The 18,392-nt window shown below is 53.7% G+C and carries 11 protein-coding genes, 1 other RNA gene and 1 pseudogene; 5 read left to right on the plus strand and 8 right to left on the minus strand.

Features of this window, described 5'->3' with window-relative positions; all coding sequences use genetic code 11:
* Nucleotides 1–8 precede the first annotated feature (8 nt).
* Both sufB and sufA read right to left on the minus strand, forming a co-directional pair.
* Complete coding sequence (sufB, locus tag AC3RPL_RS10610) at nt 9–1,502, minus strand: Fe-S cluster assembly protein SufB (RefSeq protein ID WP_490739991.1); 1,494 nt, start codon at nt 1,500–1,502, stop codon at nt 9–11.
* A gap of 5 nt (nt 1,503–1,507) precedes the next feature.
* Nucleotides 1,508–1,882: a Fe-S cluster assembly scaffold SufA gene (gene sufA / locus AC3RPL_RS10615; RefSeq protein WP_490739992.1), complete on the minus strand. Its 375-nt coding sequence runs from the start codon at nt 1,880–1,882 to the stop codon at nt 1,508–1,510.
* Nucleotides 1,883–2,273: 391 nt separating this feature from the next.
* Here sufA and AC3RPL_RS10620 point away from each other — a divergent pair, with 391 nt between their 5' ends.
* A complete protein-coding gene (locus tag AC3RPL_RS10620) occupies nt 2,274–2,678 on the plus strand; it encodes a hypothetical protein (RefSeq protein ID WP_490739993.1) in 405 nt (134 codons plus the stop codon).
* 9 nt (nt 2,679–2,687) lie between these two features.
* Here the strand turns inward: AC3RPL_RS10620 and AC3RPL_RS10625 are convergent, their stop codons facing one another.
* Complete coding sequence (locus AC3RPL_RS10625) at nt 2,688–3,110, minus strand: hotdog fold thioesterase (RefSeq protein WP_490739994.1); 423 nt, start codon at nt 3,108–3,110, stop codon at nt 2,688–2,690.
* On the minus strand, nt 3,110–6,169 hold the full coding sequence (gene ydiJ / locus AC3RPL_RS10630) for a D-2-hydroxyglutarate dehydrogenase YdiJ (RefSeq protein ID WP_490740671.1): 3,060 nt from the start codon (nt 6,167–6,169) through the stop codon (nt 3,110–3,112). Before ydiJ ends, AC3RPL_RS10625 begins: the two co-directional genes overlap by 1 nt.
* A 224-nt stretch (nt 6,170–6,393) precedes the next feature.
* Here ydiJ and ydiK point away from each other — a divergent pair, with 224 nt between their 5' ends.
* Both ydiK and rprA read left to right on the plus strand, forming a co-directional pair.
* Nucleotides 6,394–7,509 (plus strand): AI-2E family transporter YdiK, encoded by a 1,116-nt coding sequence (gene ydiK / locus AC3RPL_RS10635; protein WP_490739995.1) that lies wholly within the window; start codon nt 6,394–6,396, stop codon nt 7,507–7,509.
* A 260-nt stretch (nt 7,510–7,769) separates the two neighbouring features.
* Nucleotides 7,770–7,870: antisense sRNA RprA (rprA, locus tag AC3RPL_RS10640), an RNA gene on the plus strand.
* A gap of 269 nt (nt 7,871–8,139) precedes the next feature.
* On the opposite strand, the pseudogene ppsA reads toward rprA, so the two are convergent.
* A pseudogene (gene ppsA / locus AC3RPL_RS10645) lies at nt 8,140–10,514 on the minus strand (phosphoenolpyruvate synthase).
* 461 nt (nt 10,515–10,975) lie between these two features.
* On the opposite strand from ppsA, the gene ppsR reads away from it, so the two are divergent.
* Together ppsR and AC3RPL_RS10655 are read left to right on the plus strand one after the other, a co-directional pair.
* Nucleotides 10,976–11,809 carry a posphoenolpyruvate synthetase regulatory kinase/phosphorylase PpsR gene (gene ppsR, locus AC3RPL_RS10650; protein WP_490739996.1) on the plus strand — a complete coding sequence of 278 codons (834 nt, stop codon included), beginning with the start codon at nt 10,976–10,978 and terminating at the stop codon, nt 11,807–11,809.
* A 166-nt stretch (nt 11,810–11,975) separates the two neighbouring features.
* Nucleotides 11,976–13,022, plus strand: coding sequence for a 3-deoxy-7-phosphoheptulonate synthase (locus tag AC3RPL_RS10655; protein WP_490739997.1), 1,047 nt, complete (start codon nt 11,976–11,978; stop codon nt 13,020–13,022).
* 125 nt (nt 13,023–13,147) lie between these two features.
* Here AC3RPL_RS10655 and AC3RPL_RS10660 read toward each other — a convergent pair whose 3' ends face one another.
* The 3 genes from AC3RPL_RS10660 to AC3RPL_RS10670 all read right to left on the minus strand — a co-directional run bounded on the left by AC3RPL_RS10660 (nt 13,148) and on the right by AC3RPL_RS10670 (nt 18,292).
* Nucleotides 13,148–14,692 (minus strand): methyl-accepting chemotaxis protein, encoded by a 1,545-nt coding sequence (locus AC3RPL_RS10660; RefSeq protein ID WP_490739998.1) that lies wholly within the window; start codon nt 14,690–14,692, stop codon nt 13,148–13,150.
* Between the two features lie 246 nt (nt 14,693–14,938).
* Nucleotides 14,939–16,153 carry an MFS transporter gene (locus AC3RPL_RS10665; RefSeq protein WP_490739999.1) on the minus strand — a complete coding sequence of 405 codons (1,215 nt, stop codon included), beginning with the start codon at nt 16,151–16,153 and terminating at the stop codon, nt 14,939–14,941.
* A 27-nt stretch (nt 16,154–16,180) separates the two neighbouring features.
* Nucleotides 16,181–18,292, minus strand: coding sequence for a sensor domain-containing phosphodiesterase (locus tag AC3RPL_RS10670; protein ID WP_490740672.1), 2,112 nt, complete (start codon nt 18,290–18,292; stop codon nt 16,181–16,183).
* Between the last annotated feature and the right edge of the window lie 100 nt (nt 18,293–18,392).

The raw sequence follows: 18,392 nt of genomic DNA on the forward strand, positions 1-18,392 counted from the left end.
CGTGGCGCTTAACCAACGCTGTGTTCAAGGCTGATTGCCAGCAATTTTTGCGCTTCAACCGCAAATTCCAGCGGTAGCTCAGAGAAAACGTCTTTACAGAAACCATTTACAATCATGGAAATAGCATCATCTTCACTGATACCACGTTGCAGGCAATAAAACAGCTGATCCTCACCGATTCGCGATGTGGTCGCTTCATGTTCCAGTTGAGCCGTGTTGTTTCGCACTTCCACGTAAGGGAATGTATGAGCACCACATTCAGCGCCAATCAGCATCGAGTCGCACTGAGTGAAGTTACGGGCATTGGTGGCGGTGGGCATAATTTTCACCAGCCCACGATAGGTATTCTGGCTTTTCCCGGCCGAAATCCCTTTTGAGATGATGGTCGATTTGGTGTTTTTGCCAATGTGGATCATCTTGGTGCCAGTATCAGCCTGCTGGTGACCACTGGTCAGTGCCACGGAGAAGAACTCACCGATTGAGTTGTCTCCACGCAGAATAACGCTGGGGTATTTCCAGGTGATGGCAGAGCCCGTTTCAGACTGCGTCCACGACATCTTACTGTTTTCACCTTCGCACAACGCGCGTTTGGTGACGAAGTTAAGAATTCCGCCTTCCGATTCACCGCCGGAAAACCAGTTCTGCACCGTGGAATATTTCACTTCGGCATCTTTATGAATAATGACCTCAACCACTGCCGCATGCAGCTGATAGCTGTCACGCACGGGTGCAGAACACCCTTCAATGTAGCTGACGTAACTGCCTTCATCGGCGATCAGGATAGTACGTTCAAACTGACCGGTTTTCGCCGCGTTGATACGGAAATAGGTCGACAGCTCCATCGGACAACGCACCCCTTTCGGGATGTAAACAAAGGTACCGTCTGAAGCCACCGCAGAGTTCAGCGCAGCAAAAAAGTTGTCGTTGGCCGGAACCACGGTACCCAGATACTGTTTTACCAGCTCCGGATGGTCGTGGATCGCCTCGCTGAAGGAACAGAAGATAATCCCCTGCTCTGCCAGTTTGCCACGGTAGGTGGTTGAGACTGATACTGAGTCAAAAATGGCATCGACAGCCACTTCCTGACCTTCACGAACCGGTACGCCCAACTGTTTGAAAGCGTTCTCTACTTCTTCAGTCAGGTAGTCAGGAGCCTGAGCACCAGAAGTCTGCTCGGCACCAGGTTCAGACGCGCAACTGTCATCACAGTTACCACAGGAGGGCGCTGAATAGTAGCTGTAGTCCTGATAGTTCAGTGATTTATAGTTAGCTTTCAGCCAGTGCGGCTCTTCCATCTCCAGCCAGGCTGCATACGCTTTAAGGCGGAAATCCAGCATCCACTCGGGCTCGTTACGTTTGGCCGAGATAGCACGCACCACGTCTTCGCTGATGCCGTGGTCAAACTGTTCGGTCTGCAACTGGGTAAAGAAACCTTCTTTGTACTTCTGATGGTTTCCTTCCCAGACCTGTACATCGTCTGATGTATCAGTGTTTCGGGACATAAATTTTACTCAACGCCAAAGCTCTCACCACAGCCACAGGCGTGTTGAGCTTTAGGATTATTAAATTTGAAGATCTGATTCAGGCCTTCACGAACGAAATCGACCTCGGTTCCGTCAATAAAAGGCATTGCCTGCAAGGGCACAAACAGTGATGCCCCCTGGTGTGTAAAGACCAGGTCATCCCCTTCTGGTTGTTTGATTAAATCCATTGTATAACCAAAACCAGCACAACCGGAGGTTTTAACCCCCAGCCTTAGCCCCTTCACTTCCGCATCACCCGCTGCCAGAGTGATAATCTGTCTGGCAGCACTGTCGGTGAGCGTCAGACCTTTCCAGACATAGTCGTCAGGAGAAAAAGAAGCAGTCGTTGCTGATGGCATAACTTTACCTCGCGAGTCGATAGCCCTGCGGGCTAATACCCCTATGTTAGTGATAATGATTGTCTCTTCAACCTCTTGTTTTGCAGGGATTAAGGCCAGGTAACGATTTTCAGGCCTTTTTACAGCCGCAAAACCGCTAAAGAGGGCGGCGATCTGTATCGCGCAGAGATTTAACGAAACTGTAACACACTGAAAAACCGACAGTAAATATTGGCTGTCCATCGCCAATCACGAATAATACTTATTTTAACTTATCAGGTGGGGTCACGTATCGTTATTACCAATTTATCTGAGAGGCAGCATGAATGGATAAAATTTCTTCTTGCTGAGATTGAATAATGCCTCAGCTAATATATGATAATGATTATCATTAACGTGAGTGAGTTCCCTGATGAATCTGTCGATGAATGCATGGCTGCAACACAAGATTGATGAATACAAATTTTCCATCCGTGATATCACTGTCGACTTCTACATGGCCGAAGCTAGGCTGAACCGCCCGGACTGTTCGCCGGAACAACTGCGTAAGTTCAACGATACCTGCCTGGATATGGCGGAACTTTGTCAGCTTAATGGTGACGATCACAGCTATCCTCACGCGATGGGCAAACTGCATCATCGCCTGCTTCAGGAGCTGGGCAACAATGAGCGCGACCGCCTGTTTCGTATGCAGGCATGGCAGCTGGCGCGTAATTCGCTGACACGTCTGTGTCACCAGCTGGCGATGAACGGTGAATGGGAGAAAGCCACCGTACTACAAAGCGATTTCGTCAGGCATGCCTCGTGGATTATGTGACGGCAGCCCTTATTTCGCCACCATCACCGTGGTGGTCAGGCGCGAGGTGCAACATAAGCGCTGCTGCGCGTCAAAGATATCAGTTTGCCACACCTGGTGTGTGTGCCCCAGATGTACGGCATGGCACACGCCACGTACCAGCCCTTCCCTCACTGCCCGCAGATGGCTGGCGTTGACCTCAACACCCACAATGTAGTCATCCCCTGTGGTACAGAGATATCCGGCGACCGATCCCAGGGTTTCCGCCAGTACCACCGATGCCCCGCCGTGAAGCAGCCCAAAGGGCTGACGGGTGCGATGGTCAACGGGCATGGTCGCTTCCAGTGAATCCTCATTGAGGGCGACAAATTCAATACCAAGCCTGGACACCAGTGTCCTCTCACCAAGCTGGTTTAACTGTTGCAGCGACTGGCTGCGGTGCCAGACTGCCATCAGATCAGCTCCAGCAGTGCCTGAAGGGGATGACGCATTCCGTTACCCTCGATGCGTTTAACCTGACTGCGACAGGAATAGCCGGTCGCCAGACAGCGGCGACGTGGCAATTTCTGTAACGCCTGATGCCATGAGAGCTCATAGATGCCCAACGAGTTACGCAGATTTTTTGCTTCATGACCATAGGTTCCGGCCATACCACAACAGCCGACGCTGATAGTTTCCAGTTTTGCCCCAAACCGGGCAAAAATGCCCTGCCACTGCCTGCCTGACGCCGGGAGCGACGTCGCCTCGGTGCAGTGTCCGAACAGATACCAGGCCTCACCGCTCTGGCTACCTTCAGGCATTGCCGTGGCAGGAAGTATCTGCTGCAACCACTCATGTACCAGTTGAACATGAAAGTTGCCTCTTTTGTCCGCCAGAATTTCCCGGTATTCATCGCGATAGCAGAGCACCAGCGCCGGATCTACGCCAACCATTGGCAGCTCCAGTCCGGCAACCCGATTAAGAAAATCGGCGGTCTTTTGCGCAGTGCGGGCAAAGCGTTGCAAAAATCCTTTAATGTGCTGCGCCTTACCATTGGGCGAGAACGGTAATACCACCGGCTGATAGCCCAGTTTCTCAATCAGTAAAACAAAATCACTCACCAGCTGCGCTTCGTAATAACTGGTAAAAGGATCCTGCACCACCAGCACGTAACGCTGGCGCTGATCGGCGCTCATACTCTCAAGTTGTTCCAGCGTGGTGGTCATTGCCCGCTGCCCAGCAAGCTGTTGGCGTAGCGTGGGTGAAGAAAGCAGCGGCAGGTCAACCATACCTATCCGCTTTTTGCTGAGCCTGTGCACCAGTGGCTGGCGCATAAAGAAATTGAAAAATCCGGGCGCTCTGGCCATCAGCGGTGCATAACTCTCCACGGAGGCAACCAGATAGTCCCGCGCCGGACGCAGATAGCGGGTGTGATAAAGTTGCAGAAAGCGTGAACGAAAGCCGGGCACATCGATTTTAATCGGACACTGTGTTGAGCAGGCTTTGCAGGCCAGACAACCGGACATGGCCTCTTTCACCTCATGCGAAAAGTCATACTCTCCGCGACGGGCATACCAGCTGTTCCGGGTGCGCTCAATTAGCGTTCGCAGGCTGAGCTTCGCTTCCGGCAAACGTTTTTCCAGTTCCAGCGGATCCACCCCCTGCTCCGCCAGCAGGCGCAACCATTCACGCGTCAGGGTAGCCCGACCTTTGGGAGAATGGATGCGGTCACCGGTAATCTTCATCGACGGACACATCGGACTGCGCACGTCAAAATTGAAGCAAAGTCCGTTACCATTACACTCCATCGCCCCGCGCCAGTCTGTTCGCACGCTGACCGGGATCTGGCGATCCCAGCTCCCTCGTTTCACCGCATCCACCGTCATCATTGGCCGATCCTGACCAAAAGGCGCACAGATTTTTCCCGGATTCAGACGGTTGCCCGGATCAAAAGCCGCCTTAATGCGGCGTAAATCGTTATATAACTCTTCGCCAAAAAAGGCCGGGCTGTATTCAGCACGAAAACCTTTGCCATGTTCTCCCCATAACAGGCCGCCGTATCGCGCGGTCAGGGCCACCACCTCGTCAGAAATCTGCTTCATCAGCATCTCCTGCTGCGGGTCGCACATGTCCAGGGCTGGTCGCACATGCAGCACGCCCGCATCAACATGGCCAAACATACCGTAGCTGAGATTATGGCTGTCGAGCAGTGCCCGAAACTCAACAATGTAGTCAGCCAGATGTTCAGGAGGGACGCAGGTATCCTCAACAAAAGGGATGGGTTTGGCGCGCCCTTTGGCATTGCCCAGCAGCCCCACGGCCTTTTTACGCATGGCGTAAATTCGCTCAATACCATCGAGATCATCGCAAAGCTGATAGCCAATGATCCCTGCCTCTCTGGCCGCCAGCAGCGTATCCAGCTGCTGACACAATGCGCCAATCTGCTCTTCAATCAGCTCCCGGTCATCACCGGCAAACTCGACAATATTCAGGCCAAGCATGTCGTGGTCAGGCACATCGGTAATCAGCTCGCTGACTGAATGCCAGACGATATCTTCCCGCGCCAGATTCAGCACTTTTGAATCGACTGTCTCGACCGACAGTGCCTTCGCCGCCACCATAAAGGGGGCGCTGCGCAGCGCGGAATCAAATGAATCGTATTTGATGTTAACCAGACGTCGTACTTTGGGAATGGGGGTGATGTCCAGTTTTGCTTCGGTAATAAATGCCAGCGTGCCTTCTGCACCACAAAGAAGGCGGGTCAAATCGACCTGCTGCATATCATCGCTGATGACATGGCGTAAATCGTAACCGGTGAGAAACCGGTTCAGTTTCGGGAATTTTTCCATAATCAGCTGGCGGCGGTCACGGCAACGTTCCAGCACGGTACGATAGATGTTTCCTTCGTTATTCTGCCCCTCAGCCAGCTGTTCCGCCAGCATCATCGGTACAGCGCGGGTATCCAGAATATCGCCACCCGGCAGCACCGCGCGCAACCCAATCACATGATCCGAGGTTTTGCCGTATACCAGCGATCCCTGCCCTGAGGCATCGGTATTAATCATCCCGCCCAGCGTTGCCCGGTTGCTGGTGGACAGCTCAGGTGAGAAGAAATAACCGTAAGGCTTAAGATATGCATTGAGCTGATCTTTAATCACCCCCGCTTCTACCTTTACCCAGCCCTGCTCAACGTTAATGTCGATAATTCTGTTCATATGCCGGGACATATCCACCACAATGCCGCGGTTCAACGACTGTCCGTTAGTGCCGGTGCCACCCCCACGTGGGGTGAACACCAGACTGAGGAAACGTGGCTCTGCCGCGAGCCGGGCAATCAGGGTGACATCTGCCGTGGAACGGGGGAACAGCACGGCATCGGGAAGCAGCTGATAAATACTGTTGTCGGTGGACATGGTGAGACGATCGGCGTAGCTGGTTGCAGTATCGCCGGTGAAACCCTGCTGTTTCAGCGTCTGCAAAAAATCCAGCACCAGCTGAACAAGGCCGGGTGCCTGAGAAATCTGTGGGATCATTATCGGGTGACCAAAATGTTGTGTATAACGAATGCTCTCTGGCAAAAGTTTTATCACATTTTTTTATGACCTGTCGCGATTTCAAAAATCCAGCAAAAAGAATCTCGTGCCGTTTCTGTTGAAAATGCGTTTAATACACCATGCTCAGGATGCCGGGTCATTCATTGTTTTTTCCGTACCTGACCACCCGCTTTACGCTTTTTATCTGAGGTTAATGTTGCTACATGAAGAATGTTCATAATGAATGGGATCTGCTGCAAATCGTCTTTTCCCTGCTGTTTATCACGCTGCTGATCGTCGCATCTTTCTGGGTGGTCCAGCCTTTCGTGCTTGGCTTCGCCTGGGCGAGCATGGTGGTGATTGCCACCTGGCCGCTGATGATCAGAATTCAGGGATGGTTGTGGGGGCGGCGTTCGCTGGCGGTAGTGGCGATGACCTTTATCCTGCTGCTGCTGTTTATTATTCCGGTTTCGTTGCTGGTTAACAGTCTGATTGAAAACAGCGGCCCGGTAGTAGCATGGCTTACCTCAAGGCACCTGGAACTGCCAGAACTGGACTGGCTGAGAAGCATTCCGCTGGTGGGTAAAAAGCTCTCTTCCTTCTATCACAAACTGGCCCTGGGCGGTGGCAGTGCGCTGCTGGCCAGCGTGCAGCCCTATCTGGGCAGAACCAGTGGCTTTCTGTTCGCTCAGGCCGGACACTTTGGTCGCTTTATGATGCATCTGGCGCTGATGCTGCTGTTCAGCGTGTTACTTTTCTGGCGTGGCGAACAGGTGGGCCAGGGGATCCGCCATTTTGCCTACCGCCTGGCGTCACGCCGGGGAGATGCAGCGGTACTGCTGGCTGGTCAGGCGATTCGTGCGGTGGCACTGGGTGTGGTGGTCACGGCGCTGGTACAGGGGGTGCTGGGCGGCATTGGGCTGGCGATCTGTGGCATCCCCTATGCTGCTGTGCTGACGGTGGTAATGATTTTTTCCTGCCTGGTACAGTTGGGTCCGTTGGTGGTACTGATCCCGGCGATTATCTGGCTTTACTGGAGTGGCGACACCACATGGGGCACCGTACTGGTGGTATGGAGCTGTGTGGTCGGCACACTGGATAATGTGCTGCGCCCGATGCTTATCCGTATGGGGGCCGACCTTCCATTGATCCTGATCCTGTCGGGGGTCATAGGTGGGCTAATTGCCTTTGGGATGATTGGGCTGTTTATCGGACCGGTGGTACTGGCCGTTTCTTATCGACTGATTTTTGTCTGGATATATGAAACGCCGCCACCGGGAGAGGATCCCCATCAGGTTGTGGAAGAGCTGGCCGACTTTGAGTCGGAACACCGCCAGTAAGATTCGCCATGCGGCTGGGCTGACTGGCCGCAACACCGGCACTCTGGATCAGTTTTTTCCTAATTTTGTTAAGTATTTTTTACCTGAAAAAAGCTGATTTCCCTCTGAATGCTTCTTTTATGTCACATCCGGCTACTTTTTATACACCTGCGTTCGTTACCCCTGATTATTTGCCCTGCAAAATATTATCACGCTTAAACTAATAAGAGGATTCTTAATGACTCAGTCTGCCTCGCTGAATAGTATAAACGCACATGTTTACAGCCAATGTGCTGATTTATAAACAACGTTTTCCCCCTGATATAGTAAAGAATTGCTGTGTGTAGTCTTTGCCCATCCCATGTGATGGGCTTTTTTTTGCTTATTATTCAGAAAAATCGAGATAATCTGATCTGAAGCCATTTTATTGATGCTCAGGGTTTCAGACTCTGATCGTCGCGCATCGTCGTTTTATATCAAGCAGGCAGGAAAGAAGCTTTAATCCTGCTCTGGCGGCACAGGAGATGCATCCGGCAATTAGAATGGCAGGTTGCTGTTACAGCCTGAAGTAAAAAAACCCAACCGCTGACCTTCCAGCTTTTGGGGTTTGATTCAGATGGCAGAACTTTGTTAATTATCTGACATGGACCTTTACGACATATCTGCCAGACTCAGCCAGGTTTGCACTACGGTATCCGGATTAAGAGACAGACTGTCGATGCCCTCCTCCATCAACCATGCCGCAAAGTCCTGGTGATCGGACGGCCCCTGACCACAAATTCCCACATACTTGCCCTGTTTTTTGCCGCTTTAATCGCCATTGATAACAATGCTTTCACTGCATCATTGCGCTCATCAAACAGTTCCGATACCACGCCGGAATCACGGTCCAGCCCAAGAGTAAGCTGCGTCATATCATTGGAGCCGATAGAAAAACCGTCAAAGTATTGCAGGAACTGATCCGCCAGCAGCGCATTCGAGGGGATCTCACACATCATAATCAGCTTCAGTCCGTTCTCGCCGCGTTTCAGGCCCTGAGCCGCCAGCTCATCGACCACGGCTTTTGCCTGGGCGACCGTGCGAACAAAGGGCACCATAATTTCAACATTCGTCAGCCCCATGTCGTTACGCACACGCTTCACAGCGGCGCATTCCAGAGCAAAGCAGTCGCGGAAACTGTCAGCCACGTACCGCCCGGCACCCCGGAAGCCCAGCATCGGGTTTTCTTCTTCAGGCTCATAATGCTCGCCGCCCACCAGATTGGCGTACTCATTGGTTTTGAAATCGGAAAGACGCACTATCACCCGCTTTGGCGCAAAGGCCGCGCCCAGGGTGGCAATCCCCTCGGTGAGACGCGCAATATAAAATTCAACTGGATCGTCAAATCCTTTCATCAGGGCGCGGATTTGTTGCTGCAATTCTGGCGTTTGTCTGTCGAACTCCAGCAGTGCCCTGGGATGCACGCCGATCATCCGGTTGATGATAAATTCCAGCCGGGCTAAACCAACACCTTCATTGGGTAAGCAGGCGAAATCAAATGCACGGTCCGGATTCCCGACATTCATCATGATTTTCAGCGGCAGGTCGGGCATTTCATCAACCTGCGAGCTTTTCACCTCAAAATCCAGCAGGTCGTCATAGACGTAGCCGGTATCGCCTTCGGCACAGGAGACGGTAACCTTATGTCCTTCCTGAATCCGTGAGGTGGCATCACCGCAGCCCACCACCGCCGGGATCCCCAGCTCACGGGCAATGATAGCCGCATGGCAGGTTCGCCCACCGCGATTGGTGACGATGGCTGCGGCTTTCTTCATGATCGGCTCCCAGTCGGGATCGGTCATATCGGTGACCAGCACGTCGCCTTTTTCGATGCGGTTCATTTCACTGATATCATGAATGACCTTCACCGTACCGGCGCCAATTCGATGGCCGATGGCCCGACCTTCCACCACCACTTTGCCCTGTCCCTGAAGCGTGTAGCGTTCCATCACCTGGCCGTTAGAACGAACCGTTTCCGGACGCGCCTGCACGATATAAAGCTTGCCGGTATGACCGTCTTTTGCCCACTCGATATCCATCGGGCGCTGGTAATGCTTTTCAATCTGCATGGCCTGTGCCGCCAGGGCTTCGACCTCTTTATCACTCAGACAGAAGCGGTCACGTTCCGCTTCCGGAACCTCTTCTGTCGTGACCTGCTCACCATGCTGCCGGGAATCGGCATAGACCATCCGAATCTTTTTTGAACCCATATTACGGCGTACGATTGCCGGTCGTCCCGAGGCAAGGGTAGGCTTATGGACGTAGAACTCATCCGGATTGACCGCGCCCTGAACCACCATTTCGCCCAGACCGTAAGCGGCAGTGATAAACACCACCTGATCAAAACCGGATTCTGTGTCGATGGTAAACATCACCCCGGCTGCGCCGACGTCGGAACGCACCATCCGTTGCACACCAGCCGATAACGCCACGCCACGATGGTCATAGCCCTGATGTACCCGATATGAGATGGCCCGGTCGTTAAATAAAGAGGCAAACACGTGTTTTACTGCTACCAGCACGGCATCAAAGCCCTGCACGTTAAGAAAGGTTTCCTGCTGTCCGGCAAAAGACGCATCGGGCATGTCTTCAGCTGTGGCTGAGGAGCGCACGGCAAAAGAAGCGTCAGGATCGTCTGAGGAGAGCTGTTGATACGCGCCGCGAATGGCCTGCTCCAGCTCCGGCTGGAAAGGGGTATCCACAATCCACTGGCGGATCTGTTTGCCGGCTTTCGCCAGTTGGTCAACATCATCAATATCCGTGTTATCCAGCAAATCATGGATACGCTGATTGACGCCGCTCTGGTCGAGGAACTGATTAAATGCCGCTGAAGTCGTGGCAAAACCATTGGGAACGTCAACGCCAAGCGAGGAGAGGTTTGTGATCATTTCCCCCAGAGACGCATTTTTGCCTCCCACCCGATCAACATCGTTCATACCGAGCTGGTCATACCAAAGCACAAGCGGCAGGTCACCTTTACTGGACATGAATTCAATCCTTTTCAAATTTAATTAGCAATATGCGAATAAACTGATGCTCGTTGAGCCTGGCACATCCAGGCTGATGAATAAAACTGTTGAATCGATCAAGCGGGTGAAAAAAACACTTTTAAGAAAACTCCGCCTGCCACTGCCCTGATGCATGCGCAAAATAATAATACAAGCCCTTATATTTCAATAGCATGTGATTTTATGACTTTTTATCTGTGTCACAGAGCAGCACACGCGAGAATAATGCCTGATTAGAATGTTTTTCCGCTTCATACCTGTTTTTATCAATACTTTCCGGAAACGATATTTCATTTTTAACAACACGAGATAATTAGTTTCAGTAAAAAGAAAAAACAGCGCTGATAAATAAATATTCTGTTCATTACCCTATACTGTGACCCGGTTTCGTCATTCTGACGTTAATATCAGTGTCAGCCACAGCCTGACCGGAGACAAAAATGGACGTAAACAGCGAGAGAAGTGTGTTTTATATCTCAGACGGAACGGCAATCACTGCTGAAGTGCTGGGACATGCGGTGCTGTCGCAGTTTCCGGTCAGCATCAACAGCGTCACCTTACCCTTTGTCGAGAATGTGCAGCGTGCGCAGGCGGTCAGGGCGCAGATCAATGCCCTTTACCAGCAGAGTGGCATTCGTCCACTGGTCTTTTTTTCGATTGTTATGCCTGAGATCCGTGACATCATTCTGCAAAGTGACGGTTTCTGTCAGGATATCGTACAGTCCCTGGTGGCCCCCCAGCAGCAGGAGTTGGGGATTGAACCTGCGCCGGTAGCCAATCGTACTCATGGTCTGACTGCCGGTAACCTGGGGAAATATGATGCGCGTATCGCGGCTATCGATTACACGCTGGCACATGACGATGGCATCTCATTAAGAGGACTGGAAGCCTCTCAGGTCATCCTGCTGGGCGTGTCGCGCTGCGGCAAAACGCCTACCAGCCTCTATCTGGCCATGCAGTTTGGTATCCGGGCCGCCAACTATCCGTTTATCGCTGACGATATGGATAATCTTAAACTGCCACCTGCTCTGAAACCCTTTCAGCACAAACTTTTTGGTCTGACTATCGATCCGGAACGGCTCTCCGCCATCCGCCAGGAGCGGGCAGAAAATACCCGCTACGCTTCGCTGAGGCAGTGTCGTCTGGAGGTCGGGGAAGTCGAAGCCCTGTTCCGCACTCACCAGATACGCTATCTGAACAGCACCAACTATTCGGTGGAAGAGATAGCCACCAAAATTCTCGACATTATGGGCCTGACCCGCAAAATGTACTGAAACCGTCATCAGTAGCAGCGTTATTGCGCTGTTTTTTGCCGTCTGTTTGTTATATCCGCTGACACTGCGAATGGTTTCCGTTTGAAATCACCGCTGATTAGTTTATGGTGAGCCATCACTTCCCGGTACTCCTGCCGCTGCGAAGAAATCCATTTCAGAGCGAATAATGAACAAAACAGATGAACTGCGGACCGCGCGCATCGCCAGTCTGGTTACGCCCGATGAACTGTCACAGCGCTACCCCATCACCGCGCAAATCGCACGCAATGTTACCGATTCCCGTCAGCGTATTGCCCGAATTCTTTCAGGTGAAGATAAACGTTTGCTGGTGATCATCGGCCCCTGTTCCCTGCATGATCCCCAGGCTGCCGTTGAGTATGCGGGCAGATTGCAGGCGATGCGGGAAAAACACCAGTCGCGGCTGGAAATCGTCATGCGCACCTACTTTGAGAAGCCCCGTACCGTCGTGGGCTGGAAAGGTCTGATTTCCGATCCCTGCCTTGACGGCACCTTCCGCGTGAATGAGGGGCTGGCGACGGCACGACAACTGTTGCTGGAGATCAATGCGCTGGGGATGCCCACCGCGACTGAATTTCTTGATATGGTGGTGGGTCAGTTTATCGCCGATCTGATCAGTTGGGGAGCAATCGGGGCGCGCACCACTGAAAGCCAAATCCACCGTGAAATGGCTTCCGCGCTCTCCTGTCCGGTGGGCTTTAAAAACGGCACGGATGGCAACATTCAGATTGCCGTGGATGCCATCCGGGCATCCCGCGTCAGCCATCTGTTTTTGTCGCCGGATAAACATGGTCAGATGACCATTTATCAGACCAGCGGTAATCCGTCCGGCCATGTGATTATGCGCGGCGGTAAACAGCCCAACTATCATCCGCAGGATATCGCCGATGCAACAGACTGCCTGCGCCAGTTCAGGCTACCGGAAAAACTGGTCATCGACTTCAGTCATGGCAACTGCCTGAAACAGCATCAGTTGCAAAAAGAGGTTGCGCGCGCTGTTGCACAGCAAATCCGCGAAGGTTCGCGAGCCATCGCCGGGGTGATGATTGAGAGTTTCCTGCAGGAAGGCACGCAGAAAGTGGAGGCCGGAAAACCTCTGACTTACGGTCAGTCGATCACCGACCCCTGCCTGGGCTGGGAAGAGAGCGAAGCCGTGTTGGATCTGCTGGCTGACGCAGTTGCCGCACGAGGCTGATGACGCAGGACGCTGAAACAGCAGGCCAACGCGGCGAATGATGCCGCCCGTTGCCACAGCAATCCTCAGAGGGATGCGGTTGCAACGGCTGGCCTGTTCCTTTATCCCTCCCGGGCCGTCAGGCGCTATACCCTGAAGGTTGCCACCACACCCCGCAACGCGTGCGCCTGCTCCGACAAAGACTGTGATGCTGAAGAGGACTCCTCAACCAGCGCCGCATTGTTCTGGGTGACGCCATCCATCTGGCTGACCGCGATGCTGACCTGAGATATTCCCTGCATCTGCTCAGAAGAGGCCAGTGAGATCTCATCCATCGCATCAGCCAGTTCACCGACCATGCCCACCACGGAGAGAATACTCTGGCAGGTGCCACTGGCTACCGTCACGCCATTGCCTACCTGATCCACCGTATGTTCAATCAGGGCCTTGATCTCTTTCGCCGCCGTGGCGCTGCGCTGGGCCAGCGTTCTGACCTCCCCTGCCACCACGGCGAAGCCGCGACCACCTTCACCCGCCCGTGCTGCTTCCACCGCCGCATTCAAAGCCAGAATGTTGGTCTGAAAAGCGATGCTTTCGATAACGCCGGTAATGTCACGAATTTTTTTAGCACTGTGTGAAATGTCATGCATGGTTTCAGACATCCGCTGTACGTCAGCTTCCCCGGCGCGGGCCAGGGTAGCGGTTTCACGGGCCGTTCCTGCGGTTTCGTGCGCACCTGCGGTATTACTTTTTACCGTTGCCGTTAGCTGTTCCATACTAGCCGCCGTTTCCTGCAGGGCCGCAGCCTGTTGCTCTGTACGGGATGAAAGTTCTGTATTGCCCTGCGCAATCTCGTCGGCGGCCAGCGCCACGTTAGATGAGGTATCTTTGATTTGCACCACCAGCTCACGCAGGCGATTCTGCATCGCCGCCAGAGAAGCTAACAGACTGCCCCGGTCGTTTTTTCGCAGTGCAAGCGTGAGCGTAAGGTCGCCATCGGCAATGGCCGCCGCCAGCGCCTGAGCCTGCGCGGGTTCCCCACCCAACTGGCGCATCAGCTGTCGTACAATCAGATAGCCGGTGGCAACCGACAACAGCACCGAAAAAGCCGCCAGAATAATCAGCACCAGCGATGAACGGCCAATTGACTGGCTGTTATTTTCCAGCGCCGCGCGACTGTTCTCCATCTGTAGCGTCGTCATTGCATCAATCTCGTCCAGCAACACGCGCTGCACGGGCCTGACCGTATTCATCAGAAAATCGGTGGCCTCTTTCTGGCGGTTTTGCAGGCCAAGCTGTGCGGCCTGGTCCATCACCGCCAGCACATTCTGCTCGTTTTGTAACACTTTTGAGAAAGCAGCACGACCTGACTCATCCTGTTCGGATTGCATCATTTCCGCCAGCGACTCACGGTTACGAATATACTGTGCTTTCATGGCGGTAAGGCGCTGCCATTCCTGTTGCATCCCTTTGACATCCGACAACAGGGCAATATTTCTCACCACCACTGACATATCTCTCAGCCCGCCACGCATATTGAGCACCAGCTGGTATTTCTTCATTTTCACGTTCAGCGCATCTTCCATTCCCCTGCGCGCATCAGAAAATGACTTAAGGGAAACCAGGGTACAGATGATAAACAGCATGATAAGCAAACCAAAACCGATGGTCAGGCGTGTTGAAATTTTCATTGGTGATCCCTGTAAATGAGTATGCAGGATCAGTATCGGCAGCAGCAGAAGACAGATAAGGAATAATTAACAACGGGGCGTTTATTTTTTCTGCGCTGTGAGACAGCTCACTGGTTAAGGGTGGCCATTACAGATAACTAATTAATTAGTATCTGATTTATTTGCAGGCCGTGAAATTCAGAGGTAATGGCAGGCTGGCCGTATTCCTTGTAAGCCAGCCTGCCTGCGGCAAGGTAATGGAGAGGCTTAATCCTCAGCGGTGTGGGAAGGCAACAGATGCAGTCGGCCAGCCAGCCACCACAGGCAGAGCGCCAGTATGGCGATACCGCCCAGGGTGGCAAACGCCGCGCTCCAGGAGTAGCGGGTGGTGATAATCCCCGTCAGCGCCGGACTGAATGCCGCCCCCGCGCCCTGTAATAACATGATAAACGCCTGACCTGCATTGGTATGCCCGCTGCCGTTTAACAGCTGCACAATATAACCAGGAATGGCTACCCCCAGTATCCCGGCCGCCACCCCGTCCAGCACCTGGACAGGCAGCAGCGTCAGCGGTGCTGCTGAACTGGCGGCAATGGCCGCGCGAACCGGCAGTACCAGCAGCGCCAGCATAATCAGCGGCCGGTAGCCATATTTATCTGCCCGGGCCGACGTCAGCAGCGCAACCGGGATCATCACACATTGCGAAATCACCACCGTGGCGGCAGCGTAAACCCCTGCGGGGACCGCACTGTGCGGCTCCAGCGCAGCAGCTCGCATGCTGAGCATCGGTAGCAACGCCGCATTGCCCAGATGAAACAGCAGCAACGTCAGCCCAACGACCATCAGTGCAGAGTGCTGGCACAAGGTTTTAAATGGCAGCACCGGGGCCGGGGATACTGCGCTCCCCTCTCCTCTGGCCGCCCGGTTGTCGATATCCCGATCGCGAATCAGCAGCACGCTGAAAGCAGTGAATAATGCCATGGTGGTCATCAGAATGAATACTGCGCCGGTCCCCCAGTACCAGGTAGCGATACCGGCAATCACCGCAGCAGTAAAATTACCGGCATGATTGAATGCCTCATTTTTTCCCATCTGCCGGTTGAAACCGGCCTTGCCGGTCAGACCGAGGGTGATGCCGGCGACAACCGGCGCAATACAGGCCGCTGAAATCCCGGTTACCACCTGAGACAGCGTCGCGGTGAGGGTTTGCGGGAAGAACCATAACAACAGCGTTGAGACAGTGATCAACAGGCAGCCGACAAACAGCAGCAGGCGCTTGCGGCGGGTGGCATCGGTAAGCACCCCGGCAGGGAGTGTGGCGGCCAGTCCCGCCAGGCCGCCAGCGGTCATGATGAAACCAATATCGTCGGGTTTCCAGTGGTGCTCCGTCAGGAAAATCCCGAGGAATGGCCCCAGTCCGTCACGAACATCAGCCAGAAAAAAATTCACCAGGCACAGCGCCTGAAGTGAGCGAAGCGGCATGTTATCTCCTTACGCAACAGAGGAAGGTCAGGGGTTACTGGCGATATAACGTGTGGTGTAACCTTCCCGCAAATTGGCTTCAAAATCAGCGACGGTCAGCGGTCGACACAAACCGTTCCCCTGCACAATGTCACATTGCAGTGTGTTAACAAAGTTGTGCTGTGACTCCTCTTCCACACCCTCCACCGCGACACTGATACCCAGACTTTTCCCCAGTGAGGCAACGGCGCGGAACATCATCCGGGTGCGGGTACTGGCATTGAGCTGGCCGGTCAGTGATTTATCAATTTTCAGGCCGGAAACTATTCCGTTGCATAACAGATTTATCGAGCCAAGGGTGCGCCCGTAGTGGTCGATGATAAAGTTTGCACCGGTAATTTTTACCGCTTCCAGGCTGTCAGGATGCTCGCGGGCCACTTTTGTCAGCAGCGGTTCATCCACCTCCAGATCGACAAAGCTGGCGTCACCGCCGGCACTGTCACGGAGTACGCGCTCCAGCCCGGCTGCCGCCAGCTGACGGGGGAAAAGATTGATACTGACGCGCAGCGAGGGGTAAAACTGTTGCCACTGGCGGATTTGCGCGACCGCAGTGCGAACAATCCATTCACCCAGAACCACCGAAAGCGGGCTTTTCACCAGCATTTCAATGAATTCCGAGGGCAACAGCAGGCCTCGCGCCGGATGCTGCCAGCGAACAAGCGCTTCACAGCCGGTCAGTCGGCCATCTGTTGCGCTGTAGCGGGGCTGGTAATGCAGCACAAATTGCTGCTCGCTGACCGCCCTCTCCAGCTCACGTTCAAAGCGCCTGCGTCGCAGCGCAGCCTCGCGAAATGCATGTTCAAACAGGATGCTCCTGCCCTTGCCTTCTGCCTTGGCGCGATACAGTGCAAGATCGGCAGCCGACATCACCGCAGAGGCATCCTGTCCATGTTCCGGAAATCCGGCAATGCCCGCACTCGCGCCCACTTTGACCGGCGTGTCATGATAATTAAAAGGTTTCTGCACGGCAGCGACCAGTTTTTCAGCCGTCTTCGCCGCATGAGCGGTGCCACAGGGCAACAGAATAATAAATTCATCTCCGCCCAGACGTGCGGCGGTAACCGCATTGGCACATACCGTCCGGTCCTGCGTAGCAACGTGGCATAACAGCGCATCACCCGCTGCATGACCAAGGGTATCATTAACCTCTTTGAAGCCATCAAGATCGGTCATCAGCAGGGTATAGGGCACGCCTGCCTCGGTGAGTTGACCAAGCTGCAACATAAACGCGCCCCGGCTGGCCAGCCGGGTCAGCATATCCAGCGAAGCCAGTTCGCACAGGCGCGTTTCGCTTTCATGTCGGGCACTGACATCCCGGATAATCATGCCTACCAGCCTGCTTTCGCCTTCATGCCAGCCGGAAAAGGAGACTTCAGCCGGAAACTGTTCGCCGTTGCGGCGCAGGCCCCAAATCTGCAAGGTACGCGGATGCGAAATAGCGTCATCCTCATGCATCAGACGATCCAGTTCATTGCGGTAATCGGCCTGACAACGTTCCGGCACCAGACGCGCAACATATTGTCCCAGCATCTCCTGCACCTCATAACCAAACATGGCGCAGGCTGCCGGGTTCCAGAAAGTGATACCGCGTTGCAGGTCGGTACAGATGATGGCATCCGGCGAGGTGGCAGAAATTGCCGCCAGACGCTGCTGGCTGGCATGACGCAGCAGTTCATGACGATGAACCTCCATGCGATCCATCACCAGCGCGGCAATATCAAGAAGATGCTGTTTATCTGACTCCGTCAACGGGGGACGGGGTTTGTTGTCAGTCAGGCACACGGTGCCAATACGATAGCCATCAGGGGTGTTGAGCGGAACCCCGGCATAAAAGCGAATATGGGGATAGCCGAGCACCAGTGGGCTGTCACTGAAACGGGGATCAGCAAGCGCGTCCGGCACACACAGCAGACCATCCTGTTCCAGGGTGTGGTGGCAGAACGCCACGCTGCGGGCCGTACCGGTAATATCCAGGCCGTAACGGGATTTAAAAAACTGTCGCTCATCATCAATCAGTGAGATGAAAGCAACCGGCACGCGAAAGAGGCGCGCGGCCAGAGTGGTCAGGCGATCAAATGCCTCTGCTGATGGCGTATCCATCAGTTGGTACTGGGCAAGCGCCTGGAGCCGTGCCGCTTCGACGGCGTCGTGAATTATTTTTTTCAGAGTCTGTCCCCTCTGCATTCTGAATTTACTGTGG

Source organism: Erwinia papayae, assembly GCF_058241465.1.